This is a genomic window from Pseudidiomarina terrestris (genome assembly GCF_030466405.1).
GTDB classification, from domain to species: domain Bacteria; phylum Pseudomonadota; class Gammaproteobacteria; order Enterobacterales; family Alteromonadaceae; genus Pseudidiomarina; species Pseudidiomarina terrestris.
Genome location: NZ_JAGGJF010000001.1, coordinates 737,576 through 757,149 on the forward strand (window position 1 = coordinate 737,576; position 19,574 = coordinate 757,149).

The 19,574-nt window shown below is 51.4% G+C and carries 16 protein-coding genes; 6 read left to right on the forward strand and 10 right to left on the reverse strand.

Translation table 11 applies throughout. The features are described 5' to 3' along the window. Window positions 1-141: 141 nt before the first annotated feature. Both J6J34_RS03405 and J6J34_RS03410 read left to right on the forward strand, forming a co-directional pair. Window positions 142-2,232: a tetratricopeptide repeat-containing diguanylate cyclase gene (locus tag J6J34_RS03405; protein WP_301720989.1), complete on the forward strand. Its 2,091-nt coding sequence runs from the start codon at window positions 142-144 to the stop codon at window positions 2,230-2,232. Between the two features lie 76 nt (window positions 2,233-2,308). After that, window positions 2,309-3,808, forward strand: coding sequence for a winged helix-turn-helix domain-containing protein (locus J6J34_RS03410; RefSeq protein ID WP_301720987.1), 1,500 nt, complete (start codon window positions 2,309-2,311; stop codon window positions 3,806-3,808). On the opposite strand, the gene J6J34_RS03415 is transcribed toward J6J34_RS03410, so the two are convergent. From J6J34_RS03415 to J6J34_RS03435, 5 genes are all read right to left on the reverse strand, one after another. After that, a complete protein-coding gene (locus J6J34_RS03415) occupies window positions 3,805-5,061 on the reverse strand; it encodes an amidohydrolase family protein (RefSeq protein WP_301720986.1) in 1,257 nt (418 codons plus the stop codon). The genes J6J34_RS03410 and J6J34_RS03415 overlap by 4 nt on opposite strands. A gap of 10 nt (window positions 5,062-5,071) precedes the next feature. Further along, window positions 5,072-6,154, reverse strand: coding sequence for an efflux RND transporter periplasmic adaptor subunit (locus tag J6J34_RS03420; RefSeq protein WP_301720985.1), 1,083 nt, complete (start codon window positions 6,152-6,154; stop codon window positions 5,072-5,074). Beyond that, the gene (locus tag J6J34_RS03425; RefSeq protein ID WP_301720983.1) at window positions 6,141-9,206 is read right to left on the reverse strand and encodes an efflux RND transporter permease subunit; all 3,066 of its coding nucleotides are present in this window, start codon (window positions 9,204-9,206) and stop codon (window positions 6,141-6,143) included. Before J6J34_RS03425 ends, J6J34_RS03420 begins: the two co-directional genes overlap by 14 nt. A 177-nt stretch (window positions 9,207-9,383) precedes the next feature. Then, window positions 9,384-11,549 carry a prolyl oligopeptidase family serine peptidase gene (locus tag J6J34_RS03430; protein WP_301720982.1) on the reverse strand — a complete coding sequence of 722 codons (2,166 nt, stop codon included), beginning with the start codon at window positions 11,547-11,549 and terminating at the stop codon, window positions 9,384-9,386. A 24-nt stretch (window positions 11,550-11,573) separates the two neighbouring features. Continuing rightward, window positions 11,574-12,134 (reverse strand): glutathione S-transferase, encoded by a 561-nt coding sequence (locus J6J34_RS03435; protein ID WP_301720981.1) that lies wholly within the window; start codon window positions 12,132-12,134, stop codon window positions 11,574-11,576. 51 nt (window positions 12,135-12,185) lie between these two features. On the opposite strand from J6J34_RS03435, the gene J6J34_RS03440 reads away from it, so the two are divergent. Further along, on the forward strand, window positions 12,186-12,791 hold the full coding sequence (locus J6J34_RS03440; RefSeq protein WP_301720979.1) for a DUF502 domain-containing protein: 606 nt from the start codon (window positions 12,186-12,188) through the stop codon (window positions 12,789-12,791). 3 nt (window positions 12,792-12,794) lie between these two features. Then, window positions 12,795-13,454, forward strand: a complete 660-nt coding sequence (locus J6J34_RS03445; protein ID WP_301720978.1) for an alpha/beta hydrolase — start codon at window positions 12,795-12,797, stop codon at window positions 13,452-13,454. Window positions 13,455-13,457: 3 nt separating this feature from the next. Here the strand turns inward: J6J34_RS03445 and J6J34_RS03450 are convergent, their stop codons facing one another. The 4 genes from J6J34_RS03450 to J6J34_RS03465 are packed head-to-tail and all read right to left on the reverse strand — an operon-like array spanning window position 13,458 to window position 17,210. After that, window positions 13,458-14,543: an ATP-grasp domain-containing protein gene (locus tag J6J34_RS03450; RefSeq protein ID WP_301720977.1), complete on the reverse strand. Its 1,086-nt coding sequence runs from the start codon at window positions 14,541-14,543 to the stop codon at window positions 13,458-13,460. Continuing rightward, entirely contained in the window at window positions 14,540-15,034 is a 495-nt protein-coding gene (gene purE / locus J6J34_RS03455) for a 5-(carboxyamino)imidazole ribonucleotide mutase (protein ID WP_301720975.1), read from the reverse strand. Before purE ends, J6J34_RS03450 begins: the two co-directional genes overlap by 4 nt. Before the next feature lie 57 nt (window positions 15,035-15,091). Next, a complete protein-coding gene (locus tag J6J34_RS03460; RefSeq protein ID WP_301720974.1) occupies window positions 15,092-16,105 on the reverse strand; it encodes a GGDEF domain-containing protein in 1,014 nt (337 codons plus the stop codon). Window positions 16,106-16,163: 58 nt separating this feature from the next. Next, window positions 16,164-17,210: a GGDEF domain-containing protein gene (locus J6J34_RS03465; RefSeq protein ID WP_301720973.1), complete on the reverse strand. Its 1,047-nt coding sequence runs from the start codon at window positions 17,208-17,210 to the stop codon at window positions 16,164-16,166. 108 nt (window positions 17,211-17,318) lie between these two features. On the opposite strand from J6J34_RS03465, the gene J6J34_RS03470 reads away from it, so the two are divergent. Together J6J34_RS03470 and J6J34_RS03475 are read left to right on the forward strand one after the other, a co-directional pair. Continuing rightward, the gene (locus J6J34_RS03470; RefSeq protein WP_301720972.1) at window positions 17,319-17,867 is read left to right on the forward strand and encodes a hydrolase; all 549 of its coding nucleotides are present in this window, start codon (window positions 17,319-17,321) and stop codon (window positions 17,865-17,867) included. 198 nt (window positions 17,868-18,065) lie between these two features. Continuing rightward, the gene (locus J6J34_RS03475; RefSeq protein ID WP_034733468.1) at window positions 18,066-18,272 is read left to right on the forward strand and encodes a cold-shock protein; all 207 of its coding nucleotides are present in this window, start codon (window positions 18,066-18,068) and stop codon (window positions 18,270-18,272) included. 106 nt (window positions 18,273-18,378) lie between these two features. On the opposite strand, the gene J6J34_RS03480 is transcribed toward J6J34_RS03475, so the two are convergent. Beyond that, complete coding sequence (locus J6J34_RS03480; RefSeq protein WP_301720971.1) at window positions 18,379-19,569, reverse strand: tetratricopeptide repeat protein; 1,191 nt, start codon at window positions 19,567-19,569, stop codon at window positions 18,379-18,381. Window positions 19,570-19,574: the final 5 nt, after the last annotated feature.

A 19,574-nucleotide genomic window follows, 5' to 3' on the forward strand; every position in this document is an offset into this window, starting at 1 on the left:
AAGGGTACAGAAACCACATTAAACTTATTGTAACTTTTAAACTAGTCAACGCTTATATACGTATTTTATCGCTTATTAGTTGAACTCGTCCGACCAGACAGTGTAAATTATGCGACTAATTTTTCATCAGCAGGGGTTTTCGTGCAGACCACTCAAGCAAACAAAGCTTTGTCGTCTTACCTGATGCAGGTGGTCATGGCCTGCGCGCTCGTGTTTGCCATGGCTGTTGCGCAGGCGCAAGAGACTGTTGCGCCGCCGCCCATGGCCCCTGCTGTTGAGCAGCAACTTGATGACATGCTCAACAGCAATTTGAGCGAAGCCGAAATGGGCAAGCAACTGCTTGCACTCGTCGAGACGCTGCCTGCTGATACCCCGGATATGACACAAATTCGGATAAAATCCTATCTGGCGATGTCCTACGGCTATGAGGGCGATTTTACAAAAGCTTATGATTTGTTAGATGAAATCGAACAGCAAGCGCTAAAAAGTGGCTTCCCGGACGCCATCACCGAAGCAGCCGCCACCCGGGTTTTACTCAAGACCCTCGAAGGCAAAATCACCGAAGCTTACAGTTTGATTAATGCGGTCATTGTGCCTGCAGAAAAAGCTAGTTTGCCGCGCGTTCGCTACTTTGCCCATAACCTGGTTGCCAGCATTTACATGCAGAAGAATCAGACGGAGCGGGCCTTAGAGCACCTGATTTATGCTTCAGACGCGGTCAACGAAACAGATTCTGAGCGTACTCCCGTGCGCCGTATCTATTTAAAGCTTCGTATCGCCGAAATCTACAGTCAACAAACTCAGTATGAGCAGGCGTTACTGCAACTTAACGAGGCTGAGGATACGGTCCAGTCCAATGGATTGGAGTCAACTTTCGCTCCGGAAATCCAATTTCAGCGGGCTTACATCGCCACTGAAATGGAAAATTTCGACGCGGCTTTTGACATTTATGAGGAACTTGAAGACCAGATTAAAGACGACCCGCAGTGGGTCGCGATGCAACCCACTGTTTTAAATAACCTTGGCGACCTCGCTATTCGCACCAAGCGCTTCGAATCTGGTATTGCGACGCTAGAAGAAGCATTGGCCATTGCGCAACAGCAAAACGCTACCATCACCGAGCAAATCATCCGCTTTAATCTAGGCTTCATCCAGGTCCACCTTGGTAATCACGACAGGGGCCTGGAGGCTATGAAGGCTATCGTCGAAGAGGTCCGGGGCGAGTGGATCAGTAGTGAATTCGAAGGCTTGCTTGGTGAGTATGCGCAAGCTCTGAGCATGACTGGCCGCTATCAGGAAGCAAATGAGGTCCTACTGGAGCAACGTGAGCTTCGAGCCGAAGTTTTTAACACGGAAATGCAAAAGAACGTTACCGAATTGCAGAACCTTTATGAATCGAAAGACAAGGCCCAGCAGATTGAACTGCTCGAACAGCAAAACGGCCTCAACGAACAAATGCTCAAAAACGAGCGCCAGCATCAACTGATACTGGCATTAGGAATTATTGTCGCCCTCTTGTTCTCTATTTTAGCGCTCTATCTCTATCGCGCCGCACGTCGATCGAACTTAGCGCTAAAAGATGCTAATGCCAAGTTGGCCGACCAGTCCGTGCGCGATCCTTTAACCGGTTTACTTAACCGTCGTGCCATGCAGCAAGAGCTGCAGCGTCAGCAGCGCGAAGGCTCCGCACACAATGATGCGATGGTGCTGCTGGATATCGATCATTTTAAACGCATCAACGATAAGCATGGACACGCCGCCGGTGATGATGTGATTTGTGAGGTGGCCAGGCGCTTGGTCGCCATTTGCCGCGAAAATGACAAGGTGATCCGCTGGGGGGGTGAAGAGTTCCTGATTTACCTCTCTAATGCCGATGCCGATGCACTTCCGCGTTTTGTGCGCCGACTCTTGCAGACCATCGCTGAACAACCGATTACCACCAAGTGTTCAGGCGACATCGCGATTACCGCCACAGCTGGTTTCATCAGTTACCCCTTTGCCGGGTTGGACGAGCAACAGATGGATTGGGAAGCGACGCTACAGCTCATCGATAATGCACTCTATGCAGGTAAGGTCCATGGTCGCAATCAGGCATGGGGAATTACCCAACTCAATGTCCCCCTCGATAAAGCCAGAGCAGCTCTTGATAGCGACCTTGTTGAAGCGATCGAACAGAAAGTTGTCACGGCAATAACACTGCACGGGCCCAAATCAGAAGGGTTATCTGACTAATCAGCCAAGGTCTTCCGCGTTTACATAGCTAGCTTAACTCGCTAAGCTTAAGCGATTGTGTTTTGGAGAACCTGACATGGCTGTACGCATCTATTGCTTCAGTGGTTACGAATTCGACCCCGTGCATGCGTTACTGCGCTCGCCTACCGATGAAATTAGCCTTGAGCACCGAATTGCTTCTTTGCTGGATTATTTTTGTCAGCATCCGCAGCAAGCGCTTACCAAAGAAGCGCTCCTGGATGCCGTTTGGGCCGGGCGCATTGTTAACGAAGACAGTCTTTCCGTTGCCGTCAGCAAACTACGAAAACTCCTGCACGACAGTCGCGGTGAACCCCAATTTATTAAAACTATTCCTGGCGTTGGCTATTACTGGCTACCTGACACCACGCTAAAAGCATCCTCCACCCCCGCAGCTGCACAAAATGTTGACACTCAACGCGTGTCGGCCAGCACGGTGCAAAGGCGCGATCGCTATCGCTGGGGATTGCTTAGCGCGGTACTACTCATTCTTGTTGCTGTCATTTACTTGCTGCAGAGTCAGGGTTACCTACATCCTGCGGCAGAGCCCTCCAGCACAGCCAGCGACCAGCCCGCGGCGGCAGCTTTGCTGACCGCGCCAGCACAAGCTAAATTCCAGGAAGCGCAAAAACTCATCGCGCCCGCCGTTTACTATGAGTCAACGCCAGCAAACTACCGCCGCGCGATTGAGCTATTCCGGGAGGTTTTGCAGGAGTACCCTGACTTTACCCCTGCTCACGTGGGTATTGCCGAAGCAAAATTTGAAATGAGCGGTCTGCGAGGGTATCGCGATTTGCAGCTCTACCTCGATGAGATTAATTCCATCGTCGCTCTTGCGCTCGCTCAGGATCCTGCCAATGGTGATGCGCTGGAGTTAAAGGCCAAGCTGGCATTTCTCGGCGAATGGGATCTCGAGACCGCAAAGATCTATTATGAAAAAGCCATCGAGGCAATGCCCAACGATCCCGGCGTTTACTTAGGCTATTCTGAACTCCTTTTAATTCGGGGACGTTATCAGGAAGCCGATAAACTCCTCAATCAGCTACGGGTAAAAAACCCGGATTTTTATCGCTACATGAACCTGTCTCTGGTTTATATGTTTAAAGGTGATTACCCGCGCGCTATCGCGGAAACTCAGCGTCTGATTAACTCCGAGGTGCCTTCGCGCCAGCATAACCATATTCTGACTCGCATCGGTGTCCTCACCCATGACGACGCGATGGCGATGGAACACCTTGAAGTTTTGATGCGTGAAGAAGGTTATAACGATCAGCGTATCGCAGCCTACCGAGAGCTCTTTGCTGAAGGCGGCATTGCTGCGGTATACGGTCAGCTGCTGGAGGAGCGCAACGAAGATAACCTGGGTCAATATATTCCACCGCTTTCGTGGGCCCGCTACGCTATTGTGATCGGTGAATACGACATTGCGCTGCGCCATATACAGGACGCGATAAAACGCAAACAACCGCAGGCACTGATATTACATAGTGATCCCCATTATGACCCGCTGCGACAATCTGAGGAATTCCAGCAGCTGCTGGCGCAGCTGCCGAACTAATCGCGCTGCTTTGCTAACGGGCGTAAGACTTCGCCCTGCTGCACCACTGCTATAGGTTTGCGTAATACCGCAAAATCCGCCAACGGATTACCCGGGTAAGCATTAAAACTAGCCTCAAAGCCGGGACCAAGCTCACCGACTTGGCGCTCGGGAAATAGCGCTTTAGGCGTCACCCGGGTCGCGGTATTAAGTAAAGCAACCGCATCAAGATGCATGTGTTCCCGTAAATAAATCAATTCATCGATAACAGAGCCCTGAAACTGGTCCGAACGACTTAGCAGTTCCACGCCGGCTGTACGCAAGAGCTCCAGGTTTTCCTTTTGCAGATTCTGCACCCGCTTTTTTTCAGCTGCTGAGACATTCTTGAACAGTTCAACAACGCCCGCGGTTGCCACCACTTTAATTCCTTTAGCCGCAGCAAGTCTGGCGGTAGCTTCCGCAATCCGATAATCCTCAGCTATCTTACCCTCGGCCCAATGGTACCCTGGCAGATGTCCGACCCAGTCAACTCCGGCAGCCACCGCTAAGGAAAAATCGGCCGCCGATTCGGTGTGGGCGACGACGCGCAATCCCCGTTCTTGTAGATAAGGAACCAGCGCCATGACGACCTTGACGGTCAGGCCATTCAGGCCAAAATACTCCGGCGCGCCGCGCCGTGTCTGATCTTCATGATGCACCAGGATGATTTTAACGAGATCCTCCGCTCCGGCAGCGATTAAGGGCCATTTGCGCTCGATGTCACCGACCGCATCGACCACGATGTAGCTGTGATCGTAAAGGCTAGCGGGTGCCGTTTCGGAACGCCCGCCACGCGACGCTAAAGCCATCGCTAACGGGTGGCCATCAGAGCTGGAAATGCACGCTCCTGCAACCTTTATCGAAGCAAGTCGAGCCCGTCGCAGACCCTCACGTGCCTCCCCTGCGTTGAGGTGACTGCCACATAGCATGGCACCGTATAAAATGCCTCTATCAATATAGCTACTGTGAAAATTGTCCACTAGCCAGGGGGTCTGGAGATTATGGTTGTGGGCATCAGCCAGCGGCGGCAACATGTAGGCACCTTCCAAGTCATAACTGTTGGAAACCTGCTTAACACGGTGCGCAGCAACAAATTTCCCAGCCTCGACAAATCGCGTGCCCTGAACAAACTCGCTACCGTTCCACCAGTAACCATTGCGATAAGCATCTGCGCCCTGCACCACTGCGCTAAACAGCAGCAGCAAGACACTTAAACCAACGCGCGATAACATCATGCTCTCCCTCCTAACTGCCCAATGTGGTCAACGGAAAATCCTCAGCACTGAGGACTTTAACCACTTGCCCGTTACGCAGTAAATCGGCACCGCGCACGACCACGGACTGTCCATTGTGAAGTTTGCCTTTGACGTTGACGTAATTGCCGGAGCCGCCGGCAATAGTCACCTTAATTTCCGTCGCTTTGCCTGCCTTATCGACCACAAAGACACGGGTTCCATTTTTACCGATCACCAGCGCATCTCTTGGCACCACGAAGTGCTCAGCCGGAAACGCTGCGGGAACCGCGATGGTCACCAGCTCACCGACGCGGAAATTACCGTATAACGCGGTTGGAATTGTCAGCAGACCGGTGAATGTTTGCGAGCGCGCGTCACTGACCGGGATCAGTTGGCGTAGCTGCATTTCACGAGTTCCGCCGGAGAAGAACACCTGGATGCTCTCAGCAGCGCGTGCAAACTCGCTATAAGCCAGTGGTCCGTGAAAACGGATCTCGAGGTTCTCAATGTCGACCAGCTCAATCAAAGGTGCAGTGCCGACGACGTCTTCACCACTGCGTTGCAGACGCTTAATCACAACGCCGCTATAAGGAGCCTTCACGGTAGTTTTATCGAGATCGTCCTGGGCCTGTTCAAGCTGTAACTGTAAGAGCTCGCGGTCAGACTTTAGTAAGCCAAGTTCTGCAGTTAAGTCATCGACATCACGAGTCGATACAGCCTGCTGGTGATGAAGCTCCTGTAACCGCGTCAGATCTTGCTCGGCACGCTTGATTTCAATCTCTTTGCGTTGAATTTGCGCCTGCAGTTGGCGCACCTGTAACTCGAAAGGCCGTTGGTCCAGCTGTACTAAAATGTCGCCGGCTGTAACCTGAGTGCCAGGCTCCGCAATCCAGGTGATTTTGCCAACCACGCCAGCACTTAATTCACTGCTGTGGCGACTTTGTACCTGCCCACTTACCATAACTGTCGGGCTTAGGGTTTTCATCGATACTGGCACGACCGAGACTGCCGGGGCTTGCTGTGCGTACCCGGCAAAGCTGATAAGTGCAAGGCTAAGTACAAACGAAGGTAGAATTAATTTAGTCAGAAACATGATCAGTCTCCTGTGAAGCTGGACGCGCTATTAAGCGCATTAAGGCAGGCATATAGATAAGCATGAAAATAGTACTCATCAGCATGCCGCCGACAATAACAACTGCAAGGCCGCGATAGATTTCACTACCAGCGCCAGGGATCAGAACAAGCGGCAACATACCGACCACCGAGGTCAGTGAGCTCATGTAGACCGGACGCACGCGTGTGGCAATGGCATATTGGGTTGCGGCCGCGATAGACATTCCCTCGGCTTGCGCTTTGCGCGTCTGATCAACCAGCAGAATGGCATTGTTCACCATCAGTCCAAGCAAGATGACAAAACCAATCATGGTCAATAAGTCGAGCGCCTGGAAGGTAAACATGTTCAGCACGGTAAGGCCAACAACACCCCCAGCCATAGCGACCGGAACGGTAGTGAGTACTAACAAACTATCGCGCATTGAGCGGAACACCGCAGCCATGATGAGGAACAAGATCACCACCGCGTAGATGAAATTCTCCTGCATCGTACCTATGGTATCCGCCAGGTCATCAGCGCCACCTGTCAGACTCATGTAGACACCCGGACTAAGCTCATTCCCAATCTCCTCCATGACAGTACGCGTGACTTCAATGGTCTCATCAAGGGTCACCGTGGGTGGCGGTGCAATCAACAAGGTCAATGTGCGTTTACCATTCAAGCGCTGCAGGCGAACGGGGCCGGTGATGCGTTTGGTTTCAGTCAGCTGGCCAATCGTCTGCACGCCACCGTTGTTGGTGTACATCGGCATGGCTTCGAGCTCTTCTGGGTTACGCCAGGGCGCGGACTTTACGATGATATCGCGCCGGTTATGCCCATCGAAGTACTCGCCGCTGTAGAGACCGCTGGTCACCGCTCGTACCATCTGTGCGACACTGGTGCGATCGATCCCTGCCTGAGCAAGTTTGTGATCTCGCGGCGTCACCAACAATTCTGGTTTAGCATCATAGATATTGGGGATAGCACGCACCGCAGTATTGGGTAAACGATCGCGCAACAGTTCGATGGTCCGCTCGATCACCAATCGTGAGGCATCGTCAAGCTCACCATTAAAGTTGAGTCGAATCGCACGATTGGTGCTACCCACACTGATATTTAACAGTGATGATTGTTGCGCATAAGCTTTGGTTTCCGGTAAGTCCACCAAAATCTTTTCGCGCAGTAAGGTCAGGACTTCCGTTGCACTGTCTGCCTCTTCAGGGTAGACAAAGAGAATCGACCCACCCGAGCTGGAGGCAATATTGTAGTCTTTGATTTGCGGTAACTGGTCACCTTCCACATAAGGTTCCAGGCGGCGCATAATGGTGCGCGCGATTTCATTTTCCAACACTGAATAGTTCGCGCCCGGTGGCACCATAAAGGCGACAAAAATCCCTTCCCACTTTGCCTCGGGGAGAAAGTCCGGACGTGGTAACAGCACCATCATGGCCACAATTGAAGCGCCCAGTAACGTCGTAACCCATAACGTGGCGCGGGTCGTTGTGCGGGTTGCACGACCATACCAATTCGCTAATTTGGACCACAGTGGCAACGGGTCATGTGCTGATGATTCTTGCTTCAGAACTTTAACAGCCACTACAGGGATCAGTAGCATCGCCGCCAGCATTGAGGCGATGACGGCCACCGACATAGTTACCGCCAGATCAAAGAACAGTTGGCCGGCCACACCTTCCATAAAAATCACGGGAGTGAAAATAGCAACGGTCGTTGCCGTTGATGCGAACAGAGCAGGCGCCACATCACTGGCTCCTTGCTTTGCCGCGGTCAGCAGTCCTAGCCCTTGCTGGCGCAGGCGTAAAAAGTTTTCCTGTACAACTATCGCCGCATCAAGCACCAGCCCCACCGCAAAGGCGAGCCCCGCCAGAGAAATGATATTCAGGCTACGGCCTAACATAGCCATCACCAAAAGCGCTGCGGCCAGGCTTATAGGAATCGTCAGGCCAATTAAAAGCGTTGCGCGAAAGCCGCGGATCATCCAGTACAACATACCAAGCGCCAGCAGAATACCAATGCCCAGACTGCTCTGCACCAGATCAATGGCACGTTTGATATGCACCGATGAATCGAAACTAAGCTCAATCTGTAAGCCATGCTTATTCAGCAGGCGCTCGTTGAGGTCCTCAGTCACACGCTTTAAGTTGTCCATGACCTCAACAGTGTTTGCATCGTTGGTGCCATTTAACGAAATGTAAAATGCCGGTCGGCCAGTGCGAAATGCGAAGCTACGACGTTCGGAGAAGCCGTTTTCGACTGTTGCAATTTCGCGCAAGTAGACCGGTCGACCATCATTGTAGGTGACAATCATGTCGCCAAAGGTCTCGGGCGTGTACTGGCCATTGTAGCGCACCGTGTACTCACGCCGCCCTACTTCAGCAAAACCGCCTGACATATTTGCCGAACGTTGAATGCTCTGAGTGACAGTACTCAGCTGCACGCCCAGCGCGGCCATCTTATACGGGTCGATCTCAACATGCAGCTGATGGCTTAACCCACTATTCAGATCAACCCGGGCGATGCCAGGAATTTTTTGCAGCTCGGGCTTTACGCTGGCTTCAATTAAATCCTGATAGGCCGTGAAATCGGCATCTTCACTGGCGTCGATCTTGGTAATCAGCAGTGAGGCAATGCTTTCCTCGAGTCCGCCCAGCATCACGGTCGGCTCGTTGGCTTCGCGTGGTCGTGCTGGCGCCTGGTTTAAGGCATTCACCACATTAATGAAAGCCTGTTGCATATCGGTACCGATCGAGAACTCCAGCATGGTGATGCTCATACCGGCCCGCACCGATGAGTACAGTCGCTCGACGCCGGCGATACCCGTCAAAATGTTTTCCTGGGGTTCAACGATTTCGGCTTCGATTTCCGCCGGAGCCGCCGCGCGCCAACTATTGATGATAGCAATTTGCGGACGATTGAGATTTGGCGTCAATTGCACAGGCATCTTGGTCATGCTGGCAAAGCCAATGATGGTAACAATCAAAAAAGCGATGACTGTCGCAAAGGGGTTATAGTGACTTAATTGAATCAAACGCATAGTTTTTCCTCCCGCTGCAACCTGCTGGTGGTTGCACGAGTAGCACTATGGTCGATCGTTTCTTAAAGCTCCTGAAGCTTTACTTAAGGCTTCTTAAGGAATATTAAATAGATGATTTAAAACAAAAAAAACCGGCGCATTTTTCTGCGCCGGCTTTCCCCGTTCAGCTAGAGCTGCTTATTGGATCTCGTTCAGCTCATCAATTCCCATGTTATACAGGGTGAATCCATAGATATCAGCGTACTGTTCGATGGTTTTTGAAACCGGCGTTCCGGCACCATGACCGGCATTGGTTTCAATGCGAATCAGCTGTGGATTTGGCCCTGTGTTTTTGGCCTGTAACTCGGCGGCAAACTTGAAAGAGTGCGCCGGAACTACGCGGTCATCGTGATCACCGGTGGTGATCAGCGTCGCCGGGTAGCTCTCACCTTCTTTGACGTTATGCACCGGTGAGTACGCGTAAAGATACTCGAACATTTCTTTGCTATCTTCAGCGGTACCGTAGTCATACGCCCAACCTGCGCCTGCAGTAAAGGTGTGGTAACGCAACATGTCCAACACACCCACAGCTGGCAACGCCACTTGCATTAAATCAGGACGTTGAGTCATCACCGCACCGACCAGCAAGCCGCCGTTGGAGCCACCGCGCACTGCGAGACGTTCATTCGAGGTGTAGCCTTCGCTGATCAGGTATTCACCTGCCGCGATGAAGTCATCAAATACGTTTTGCTTTTTCAGCTGCGTGCCGGCGTCATGCCATGCCTTACCATACTCACCCCCACCGCGCAGATTAGGCACCGCATACACACCACCTAACTCCAGCCAAAGCGCATTGGTGATGCTAAAAGATGGCGTCAAGCTAACGTTAAAGCCGCCATAGCCATAGAGCATGGTCGGGTTGCTACCATCAAGCTCCAGTCCTTTCTTGTGCGTGATAATCATAGGTACCTTGGTACCATCCTTGGAGGTATAGAACACCTGCTTGGATTCATAATTGTCACTATTGAAGTCGGCTTTTGATTTCTCGTAAACCGTAGACTCACCCGTTTCCGGAGTGTAGGCATAAATGGTGCCTGGCGTGTTGTAATTGGTGAAGGTGTAATACAAGGTATCTGCATCATCCTTGCCACTAAAACCGCCGATGCTGCCAACACCTGGCAGGCTCACGTCGCGCACCTTGTTGCCGTCATAATCGTACTGCTCGACTTTAGCAATGGCATCGACCATGTACTCAGCAAAAATGTAGCCCGCACCTGTACCTACGCTAAGAACATTTTCAGTTTCAGCAATAAAGTCCTGCCAATTCTCTGTTTGCGGAGCGCTTGCATCCACCGTGACCACGCGCTTATTTGGTGCATCAAGATCGGTAACCAGATAAAGCTTAGACCCCTTGTTATCTAATAGCGCAGTATCGGCATCAGTATGTCCCTGAATCGTCACCAGCTCACTATCTGGGTCGGTCAAATCTTTCATGAACAACTTATTGCCGGAAGTTGACACTGCTGCGCTGATAAACAGGTAATTGTTGTCTTCGGAAACCTGACCACCTACATAACGGTGTTTCTGCTCTTCAGTTGCACCAAAGACCACCGGGTCATTAGCTTGCGCTGTACCCAGTTCATGGTAATACAGCTTATGTTGATCGGTTTTGGCAGATAATTCGCTGCCGTCAGGTTTATCGTAGCTTGAGTAGTAGAAACCTTCGTTGCCGAACCATGAGATCCCGCTAAACTTGACGTCGACTAAAGCCGGCTCCAGTTGTTCTTTGGTTTCTGCGTCAATCACGATGATTTTGCGCCAGTCGCTACCGCCTTCGGAAATGGCGTAGGCAGCGAGCGAACCATCTTTAGAAAAGCTTAAGCTCGCCAACGAGGTTGTGCCATCTTCACTGAAGGTATTTGGGTCGAGGAAAACTTCCGTATTGCCGTCAGCGTCAGTGCGGTAAACGACGTACTGATTTTGGAGCCCGTCATTTTTATAGAAATAGGTATAGTCACCTTCTTTGAAAGGGGCGCTTACCTTTTCGTAGTTCCACATAGAACTTAAGCGATCTTCTAATTCCTGACGGTAAGGGATCTGCTCCAGATACGCAAAAGTCACCAGGTTTTGTGCTTTCACCCAGGCTTCCGTCTCTTCGCTGCGGTCATCTTCCAACCAGCGATAAGGGTCCGCGACCACGTTACCAAAATAGTTATCCGTGACGTTGCCACGGAACGTCATCGGATACGTGATCTGGGTATTCACAGTTGTCGTTTTCTCTGCCACGTCGTCTTTACCCGATTCTTGTTGTGGTGAGCATGCCGCTAACGCTGCTACGCTCAGCAAAGTAATCCACTGCTTCATAAAGTTGCTCCGTAATAGTAATACTTAACTTAATGCTGGATGCGTATTCGCAAACCACGCCTGTTGGTTCATGGACGCCAGGAAATTTTGTAACTCTGGCCATTGATGGATATCCAGACGTTCGCGGAACTGTGCCCAGCTGAGGAAACAAGCCAGGCGTAGGTGCGCATCGTTACCGGCATCGGCTACAGGCCACTCACGTTGATTGAGTTCGTCCAAAATACTCTGTACGCGGGCTTGCTGACGTTGCAGGTAAGGTACCTGGGCAGCCGTGACACCATCGCGTTCAAGTAAAAATAAATTCACCGCCGTGTCCAATGCGGTATTGACCAGACAATACAAGTCAAACTGCTCATCATCGGCACAGAAAGGCTCACCTGCCAACGTGCGAAGATAACGCAAAATAGAGGACGAATCATGTAATTGCAGACCGTTATGGCTAAAGAATGGCACGCGTTTAGCTGGTGAGTGCTGTGCGCTCTGCGCATAGTCCGTCGGCACAAATTCAAATTTCTGTTCATGCTGCGCCAGCACAATGCGGCAGTGGCGCACAAAAGGAGAGGTATAACTGCCAAATAATTTCATCTTGGTTCCTGAAAACGCTAAGCTAGGGCAAACTCACAAGAGAGTAGCATAATGAAAAACGCCATACAGTATTTACTTAAAGGTCTCGCAATATTGTTGCCGATCATCGTCACCATCGCGCTGGTACGCTGGTTGCTGGTCACAGTTGAGACTTGGTTAAGCCCGATCTGGCTGGCTGTTCTGGGCGAATCTTTTTATTTCCCGGGACTCGCCTTTATCAGCTTTCTTGGTATCGCCGTTTTTATCGGTTTCAGCGCGCGCTGGCGATTTATCAATAGGATCTGGACCTTGCCCGGAGTCATCATCAATAAGCTGCCATTACTTAGCAGCCTCTATGGCACGGTAAACGATGTATTTGAAATGATGTCGGGTAAGAACTTTGCCAGAGAGTCGGTGGTCATGGTGACTTTACCTGGCGGTGACGTAAAACTTATTGGCATTATTACCAAGAAAAGTGGTGAGCCCGGTGATCGCTTATCCGAATGTCTGGATGAGGACTACGTCGCAGTGTTTTTGCCAATGAGTTACAATGTCGGCGGCTACATGGTGATGGTGCCTCGTAGTTGTATTGAACACCTCGATATGAGTCCCGCTGACGCACTGCAATTGACCATCAGCGGCGGACTCGGTAAAAAAAGCTCGACCGCCAAGGAGTAGTAAATGGCTTACTTGCCCTGCGTTGAAATCGAACCTGAACAGTCCGCCAACCGCAGTGTCATCTGGTTGCATGGCCTGGGGGCTGATGGCAACGATTTCGCGCCTATCGTTCCTCATTTGCAAGCGCCCGAGGGCGCCTTTGTGCGCTATGTTTTTCCGCACGCTCCGCAGATTCCAGTCACCATCAATGGCGGCATGCGGATGCCGGCCTGGTACGACATTCTGTCCATGTCGATAGAGCGTCAGGTCGATAGTGAACAGTTACGGGCCTCTGCCAAAGCCGTTGGCGAGCTCATCCAGCGGGAGCTGGAACGCGGCGTTAAAGCAAAGCACATCGTCGTTGCCGGCTTTTCGCAAGGGGGGGCGGTCGCCTATGAAGCGGCACTTACCTCCCCGCAGCGGCTGGGAGGCTTACTGGCGTTGTCGACCTACCTTGCCACCCACGATAGCATCAAACTAAGCGCCGAGAATCGGCAGCTCCCCATCCTCATCCAACATGGCAGTCAGGATCCAGTGGTCCCCGAAGCGCTCGGTAAACTTGCCTACAATTGGTTATGTGATGCGGGATATGCAGCGGACTATCAGAGTTTTGCCATGCAACATCAGGTTTGCCCGGAACAAATTGTAGCCATTAATCAATGGCTACAACACGTGTTCCGTTAACCGTTAGCCTAAAAACTGTAGTTTTTCAGCCCACTGCTGGACCCAGGTCTGGGCCGTGTCAAGATTCGCAGTGCGAATGTTCACGTGGCCCACTTTGCGTCCGGGCCGCGGTTCTTTGTTGTACCAATGGCATTGGGCATCCTGGTGATGCCACAGTCCAACGGGGATCTGCTTGGCGCCGATCACGTTCAACATCAGCGTGGGTTCAATTCGCAGCTCCGGAAACGGCATGCCGGTCAGTGCGCGCATATGCAAATCGAATTGACTGCAATTTGCTCCGCTCATGCTCCAGTGCCCGGAGTTATGCACCCGCGGAGCGACTTCATTGATCAGTAACTGCGCCTGCTCACCTTCGCCTACCACAAAGAACTCGATGGCAAACACGCCGACATAGTTCAGGGCATCGGTCAGTCGATGAAAGGCTTCCTCAGCCTGGCGCTGCAAGGTGTCTGGCACAGCCTCAATGCCCGCCAGGCTGTAGCTCAAAATCCCCTGGGTATGGACATTGGTGATTAACGGATAACAACATACGCTGCCATCTTTTCCGCGGGCACCGACCATCGACACTTCTTTTTCAAAAGGAATCAAGTGTTCGGCGATCCCAGGCTCTTTGCCTGCTTCAGCAACGCAGTCTGCAATTGCATCACCCGGCCGAAAACGCCACTGGCCTTTACCGTCGTATCCGCCCCGCGCCGCTTTAATTACCAGCGGTTGAGTGGTCTGCTGCAGGATCTTTTCAAGCTCGGCAGGGGTACCGAAACTTTGCCAGGGAGAGGTTCCCACGCGGCAATCATCAAACAGTTTTTTCTCGGCTCGACGGTCCGTCAGGCTCTTGATGCGAGCCGGATCCATAAGAAACTTATCGTGAGCAGCGGCAATGATGTCGGCGGGAATCGCTTCATGCTCCCAACTCACCACGTCCGCCCAGCCAATAGCCTCGGCCAGCGTCCAGGACAAACTGACTTGCGCCGAGAGAGGCTTCACTTCGTGACTACGGGTACTGTATAGCAGGCATTCATGGCCGTGACTGATACCACTGGCGCCAAGCATCTGCCCGAGTTGACCATCACCGACAAACAACACCTTCATTCTTCGGATAGCTCCAGTTTTGGACCGTTCATAACTTTGTCACGCTGAGCAGCGCGGAACTCTTGCACACGTTTACGCACATCAGCATCAGTGGTACCGATAATTTGTGCTGCCAGCAAACCCGCATTGGCTGCCCCTGCCTGGCCAATCGCCAGGGTGCCCACGGCAACGCCTTTTGGCATTTGTACAATCGACAGCAGGCTATCTAAGCCTTTCAGTTGCTTGCTGGGAACCGGCACGCCCAACACTGGGATGGCGGTATACGCGGCGAGCATGCCAGGTAAATGTGCTGCGCCACCAGCGCCAGCAATAACTACAGGAATGCCTTCTTGCTCGGCATTTTCCATTGATGACTTTAAAAGATCGGGCGTTCGGTGGGCAGAGACAACCTCAGCACGCCACTCAACACCCAGATCTTTCAGCATCTTTGCGGCGTGTTGCATGACGGGCCAGTCGGACTGCGAGCCCATTAGAATGAGTACGGGTGCCATGAGCTGCTCCTTTTTGAAAGGGGCGAATTGTAGCTAGCTGAACCGCCGGGTGCAAATTTATTGTGCGACTTTTAGGCGGTTACGCCCCTGACTCTTCGCCTGATACAGTGCCGAGTCTGCAGCACCTAACCACTCACCCCAATGTTGTCCCTGCCCGTATTCCGCCAAACCGCCGCTGGCAGTAATGGTGACAGTGAGGGATTTTACCGAAAATGGGTCGTGTCGGATGCGATCCAGCATATGAGTGGCAAGATCAGCAGCCTCTTTGCGGTCGGTATTCGGGAAAATAACCACGAATTCAGCACCACTGGAGCGTATCACCGTATCTGACGGGCGCGCGACACTACGAATCCGCCGGGCCACCTCTTCTAATACCTTGTCGCCAAACAAGTAACCATAGCGGTCATTGACGCTTTGAAAAGAGTCCATATCAATTTGCACAAGAGCAAATGGTTGTTTTGATTTCGAGGCTTTATCCACGGCGTGTTGTACCATTTCGCTCAGGTATTCACGCTTAATGCACCCTGTTAAAGAGTCGGTCGCGGCCGCTGAATAGAGCTTGCGCTGCATGCTCGCCATCATCACCAGAAAGGCTGCGCCCACCCCGATGAGCACCAACATGGAAAGCGCCACACGCCAGGCGTAATCGAACGGAAGAACCTGATAAATTACCGCGGCAAATAGTGCATAAATCAGCATGATGACCAGTACAAAGATGGTCTTATCAAACATGAAAAACACCATCGCCAGGATCGGGTACATCCAGTAAACCCCAAGAATACCGGCAGATTTCATCGACACACTGACCAGGGTGCCAAGGCAGCAAATGACCAGAAAGTTAATCCATTGGGGGGCCAACTCGTTACGGTATAGATAACCGATTAAGACGAAGCCGAGGGCAACAAAGAACAACGCCGCACCCGCTGGCCAATTCCCTTGCACGGCGGAATAGATTGCTGCACCGGCAATCACGATTCCAGAACCGAAGTAAATCGTCCGCATTGCCAGCAATCGAAAATGCTGCCACAGATCAAATGTTCCGGAAAATTGCGTTGCTGTTGCTTGGTTCATAGTTCCACCTACTTTAGCTGTTAGTGCTACTTTACGCTGTTCTTTTCAAAGTGACCAGTCATGCCGGTTCAGCAGTACGTTCTGCTGGGGCCTCTGCGACTTGTACCTGATTGCGTCCTTTGCGCTTTGCTTCCATTAAGGCTGAGTCAGCAGCGTTCAGCCACTCGACCCAAGTCTGGTTTTCAGCATATTGCGCGACCCCTAAAGATAATGTGACATCGACGTTTGCATCTTTGCCATTAAAACTGTGCTCTGACACTAATGATCTTAGCTTCTCAGCAACCACCTGAGCTTCGGCATTTCCGGTCTCCGGCAACACCACCAGAAATTCTTCGCCACCGACACGGAACACCTGATCGTTACGGCGCAATACACTTTGCAACCGCTCTGCAACCTGTTTGAGGATCTGATCGCCAAACAGATGGCCATGGGTGTCATTGAGTTGCTTAAAGTGATCCAAGTCAGCCATCATGATGGTGGCCGGACGCTGATAGCGGCGAAAGCGATAAATTGCGTCCTCTAACACACCAGTGACCAGGTGCCGATTGTGTAAACCGGTTAACGTGTCTGTCACGACCAGCTTGCGCAGCAACTTTTGCAGCTCACTCAGTAACACCACAAATACCGAACCCAGCGCGCAGATAATCGCCAGCGTCGTGGCGATCCGCCAACCATCGTCAAGCGGCATGGCATAAATAGCCGTTATCCCAAAAATCAAGGTCAGCAGCGCTGCCGCAATAATCCCCAGGAAGCCACTAAACACAAAGAAGCACGCCACCAATAAGGGATAGGTCCAGTACACCCCAATAGTGCCGTTTTTATAGATCGAAATAACGGAAATGATGGTCAGCAAGCCAATAAACATGACTCGCACCAGTATGGGCACGCGTCTTCCCTGATAAAACCATGCGGCACCAGTAAAAAATACTCCCGCACATAAAATGGCCACAGCCTGCCCAGTATTACCCAGCAAAAACTGGGCGACAGATAAGATCAATTCAGTGATCCCGCCCGCCCAGATAATGTTGCCGGTGACTTTTATTTTGAAGGCCCGCAGTAAGTCATCTGCAGAACTATTCATGAATTTCTTTTGCGTCTGAGCCATGCTGAAATTTCCAGTCCTTTGTTTGCAAAGCTATAACCAACCTATAGGAATAGCAAGTGGTTTGCGGCACAATATCCCTACTTTTGATTATGAGCCGAGGCTAAACTTATGTTGCTAAATGCTGCCGATTCCCTTGTTGTCATCGTCGATGTACAGGAAAAATTAGCTCCCGTAATTCACCAACGTGACCAGTTAATCGCTCGCATGCGCTGGCTGGGCGAAATCGCTAATGAGCTCGACGTACCCATCGTGGTGACAGAACAATATTCCAAAGGTCTGGGGATCAGTGTAGACGATTTATCCGGGGTCATCGAAAATGCCCGGGTGATTGAGAAGCTGCATTTCAGTGCCTGGCAGGAACCCAATTTTGCCGACGTGGTTCAACAACAGAACAAACGGCAAGTGGTACTCATGGGAATGGAAGGTCATGTCTGTATCTTGCAAACCGCCAGCGATCTCAAAGAGGCCGGCTATGACGTGTTTGTGGTAGAAGACGCGGTGGGTTCGCGTCGTGATTCTGATAAGCAAAGTGCGCTGGCCCGCTTGCGACAGCTGGGTGTGCAAATCGTCACCAGTGAAATGGTCGCTTACGAATGGATGCATCGCAGCGGCACAGATACCTTCCGGCACATCACCAAAAACTGGATTCGCGGCTAGGTTTCTCAGTAGTTTACGAAAGTACATTTGACAAGGCTTAATATCGGCGTATACTAATCGTCGCTAGAAAAATTCGGCTGTCTAATTGTGGCCTGTTACGAAGTCTATTGCTGTACCTCGTTTTGTAAGTCCCAAGTATTACACGTATTTTTATTAGCAAGACCCTAGATTTTCACATGCACTACGAGGAATATCAGCATGTCAACAGTAACTGGTAAAGTAAAATTCTTTAACGAAGCTAAAGGTTTCGGTTTCATCGAGCAAGAACAAGGCGCAGACGTATTCGTACATTTCAGCGCTATCCAATCAGACGGTTTCAAAACCTTAGCTGAAGGTCAAACTGTTCAGTTCACTATCGCTCAAGGCCCTAAAGGTCCACAAGCTGAAAACGTTGTTCCTATGTAATGAGTTGCTCACGCAACTTGTACTAGCAAAACAAATTCTGAAAAGCCGCACTTAGTGCGGCTTTTTTTATGTCTGCTCTTCACTTCTACTATGCCAATGCTCGCGGTTAATGCCTGCTCCGGGTGTTTTCAAAACTGTACCAGCCTGCCTTAAAACTCTTCTTGGTCGCCGAACGTCGCGCTTCCTCAAGCCCTTGCCGTAATATCCGTTTAGCTGTTAGCGGACGCCCAAGCTCCAGGTAAAGCTTCGCCTGCCCCCAATAAACTTCATGCAAGTAAGGTGCATAGGATGCAGCTTTCTCATACATTGCGATGGCTCTGTCAATGTCGTCTTCGGCATAAGCGCGCTCAGCAAGTGCGATCCAGGTATAAGGGTTGTAGTCCGGTAGCGCGTCAATCTGGGCCTGTAGTTCGCTGATCAGCCCCTCTCGCTGTTGTTGTTTTGCTAGCTCAAGGTAATTATAAAGAACGTTCAGATTCGTGGTGTCCTGCGCCAGAACATAAGCATAAATCGCTTCAGCGGTCGCTTGGTCGCCCGCCCGGCGGTGCAACAACGCAATGATGTTCAACGTATCGCTAGCGTCGGGTTGATACCGGAGTGCCTCCTGCGCGTAGGCAAACGCGCTGTTTTCCTTGCCATCAAGCATAAGTTCAGCCGCTCGATTACGGTAGTACAATGCTAAAAATTCGTCCGTACCAATCAGGCCACTATTACGGCTTCCCCGGGATGGGAAATAATCGATGGTCACCCACGAGCGAGGTTCGCCGGGCAGGCCGGGCAGATAAAGCCGCGCCCGCACATGATCTGAGACCATGACGACATTGGCGGAGCGATCGTAAACGGGGGCGTTCGTGACGCGTTGAAATCGTAAATCGACGTCGACTAAGTCGGCCAGAGCCTTAGTGACAATTGCCAGAGCCATACAGTTACCAGCATTACGAGCCAGGGCTTCGCTTGCGGTGTAGGTTTGCTCTTTGTAGTTAAAACCGTAAGTAATGCCGTGCAAATATTCGGCAATACGCTCGTGGGCAGGACTTTGAGCTGAGCCTTGCTCAAAGTCCTGCAAAAAATCGTTTTTTTGTGCGTCGGTAAGCGCAAACAGCTGATTGACAGTGATCACCGGTATCTCCGCCGGGAACAGTGATGCGTTAAATGCCGGCCGTACGATCGGCGCTTGAGTTTGCGGCTGCTGTTCGATTTGCACTACTTGCGGGGCCTGCGGCGCTTGCACGGCACAGCTGATCAAAAACAACGTCAAAATTGGCGTAAGTAAGCTAAATTGTCGGCTGTACATCATTAAGG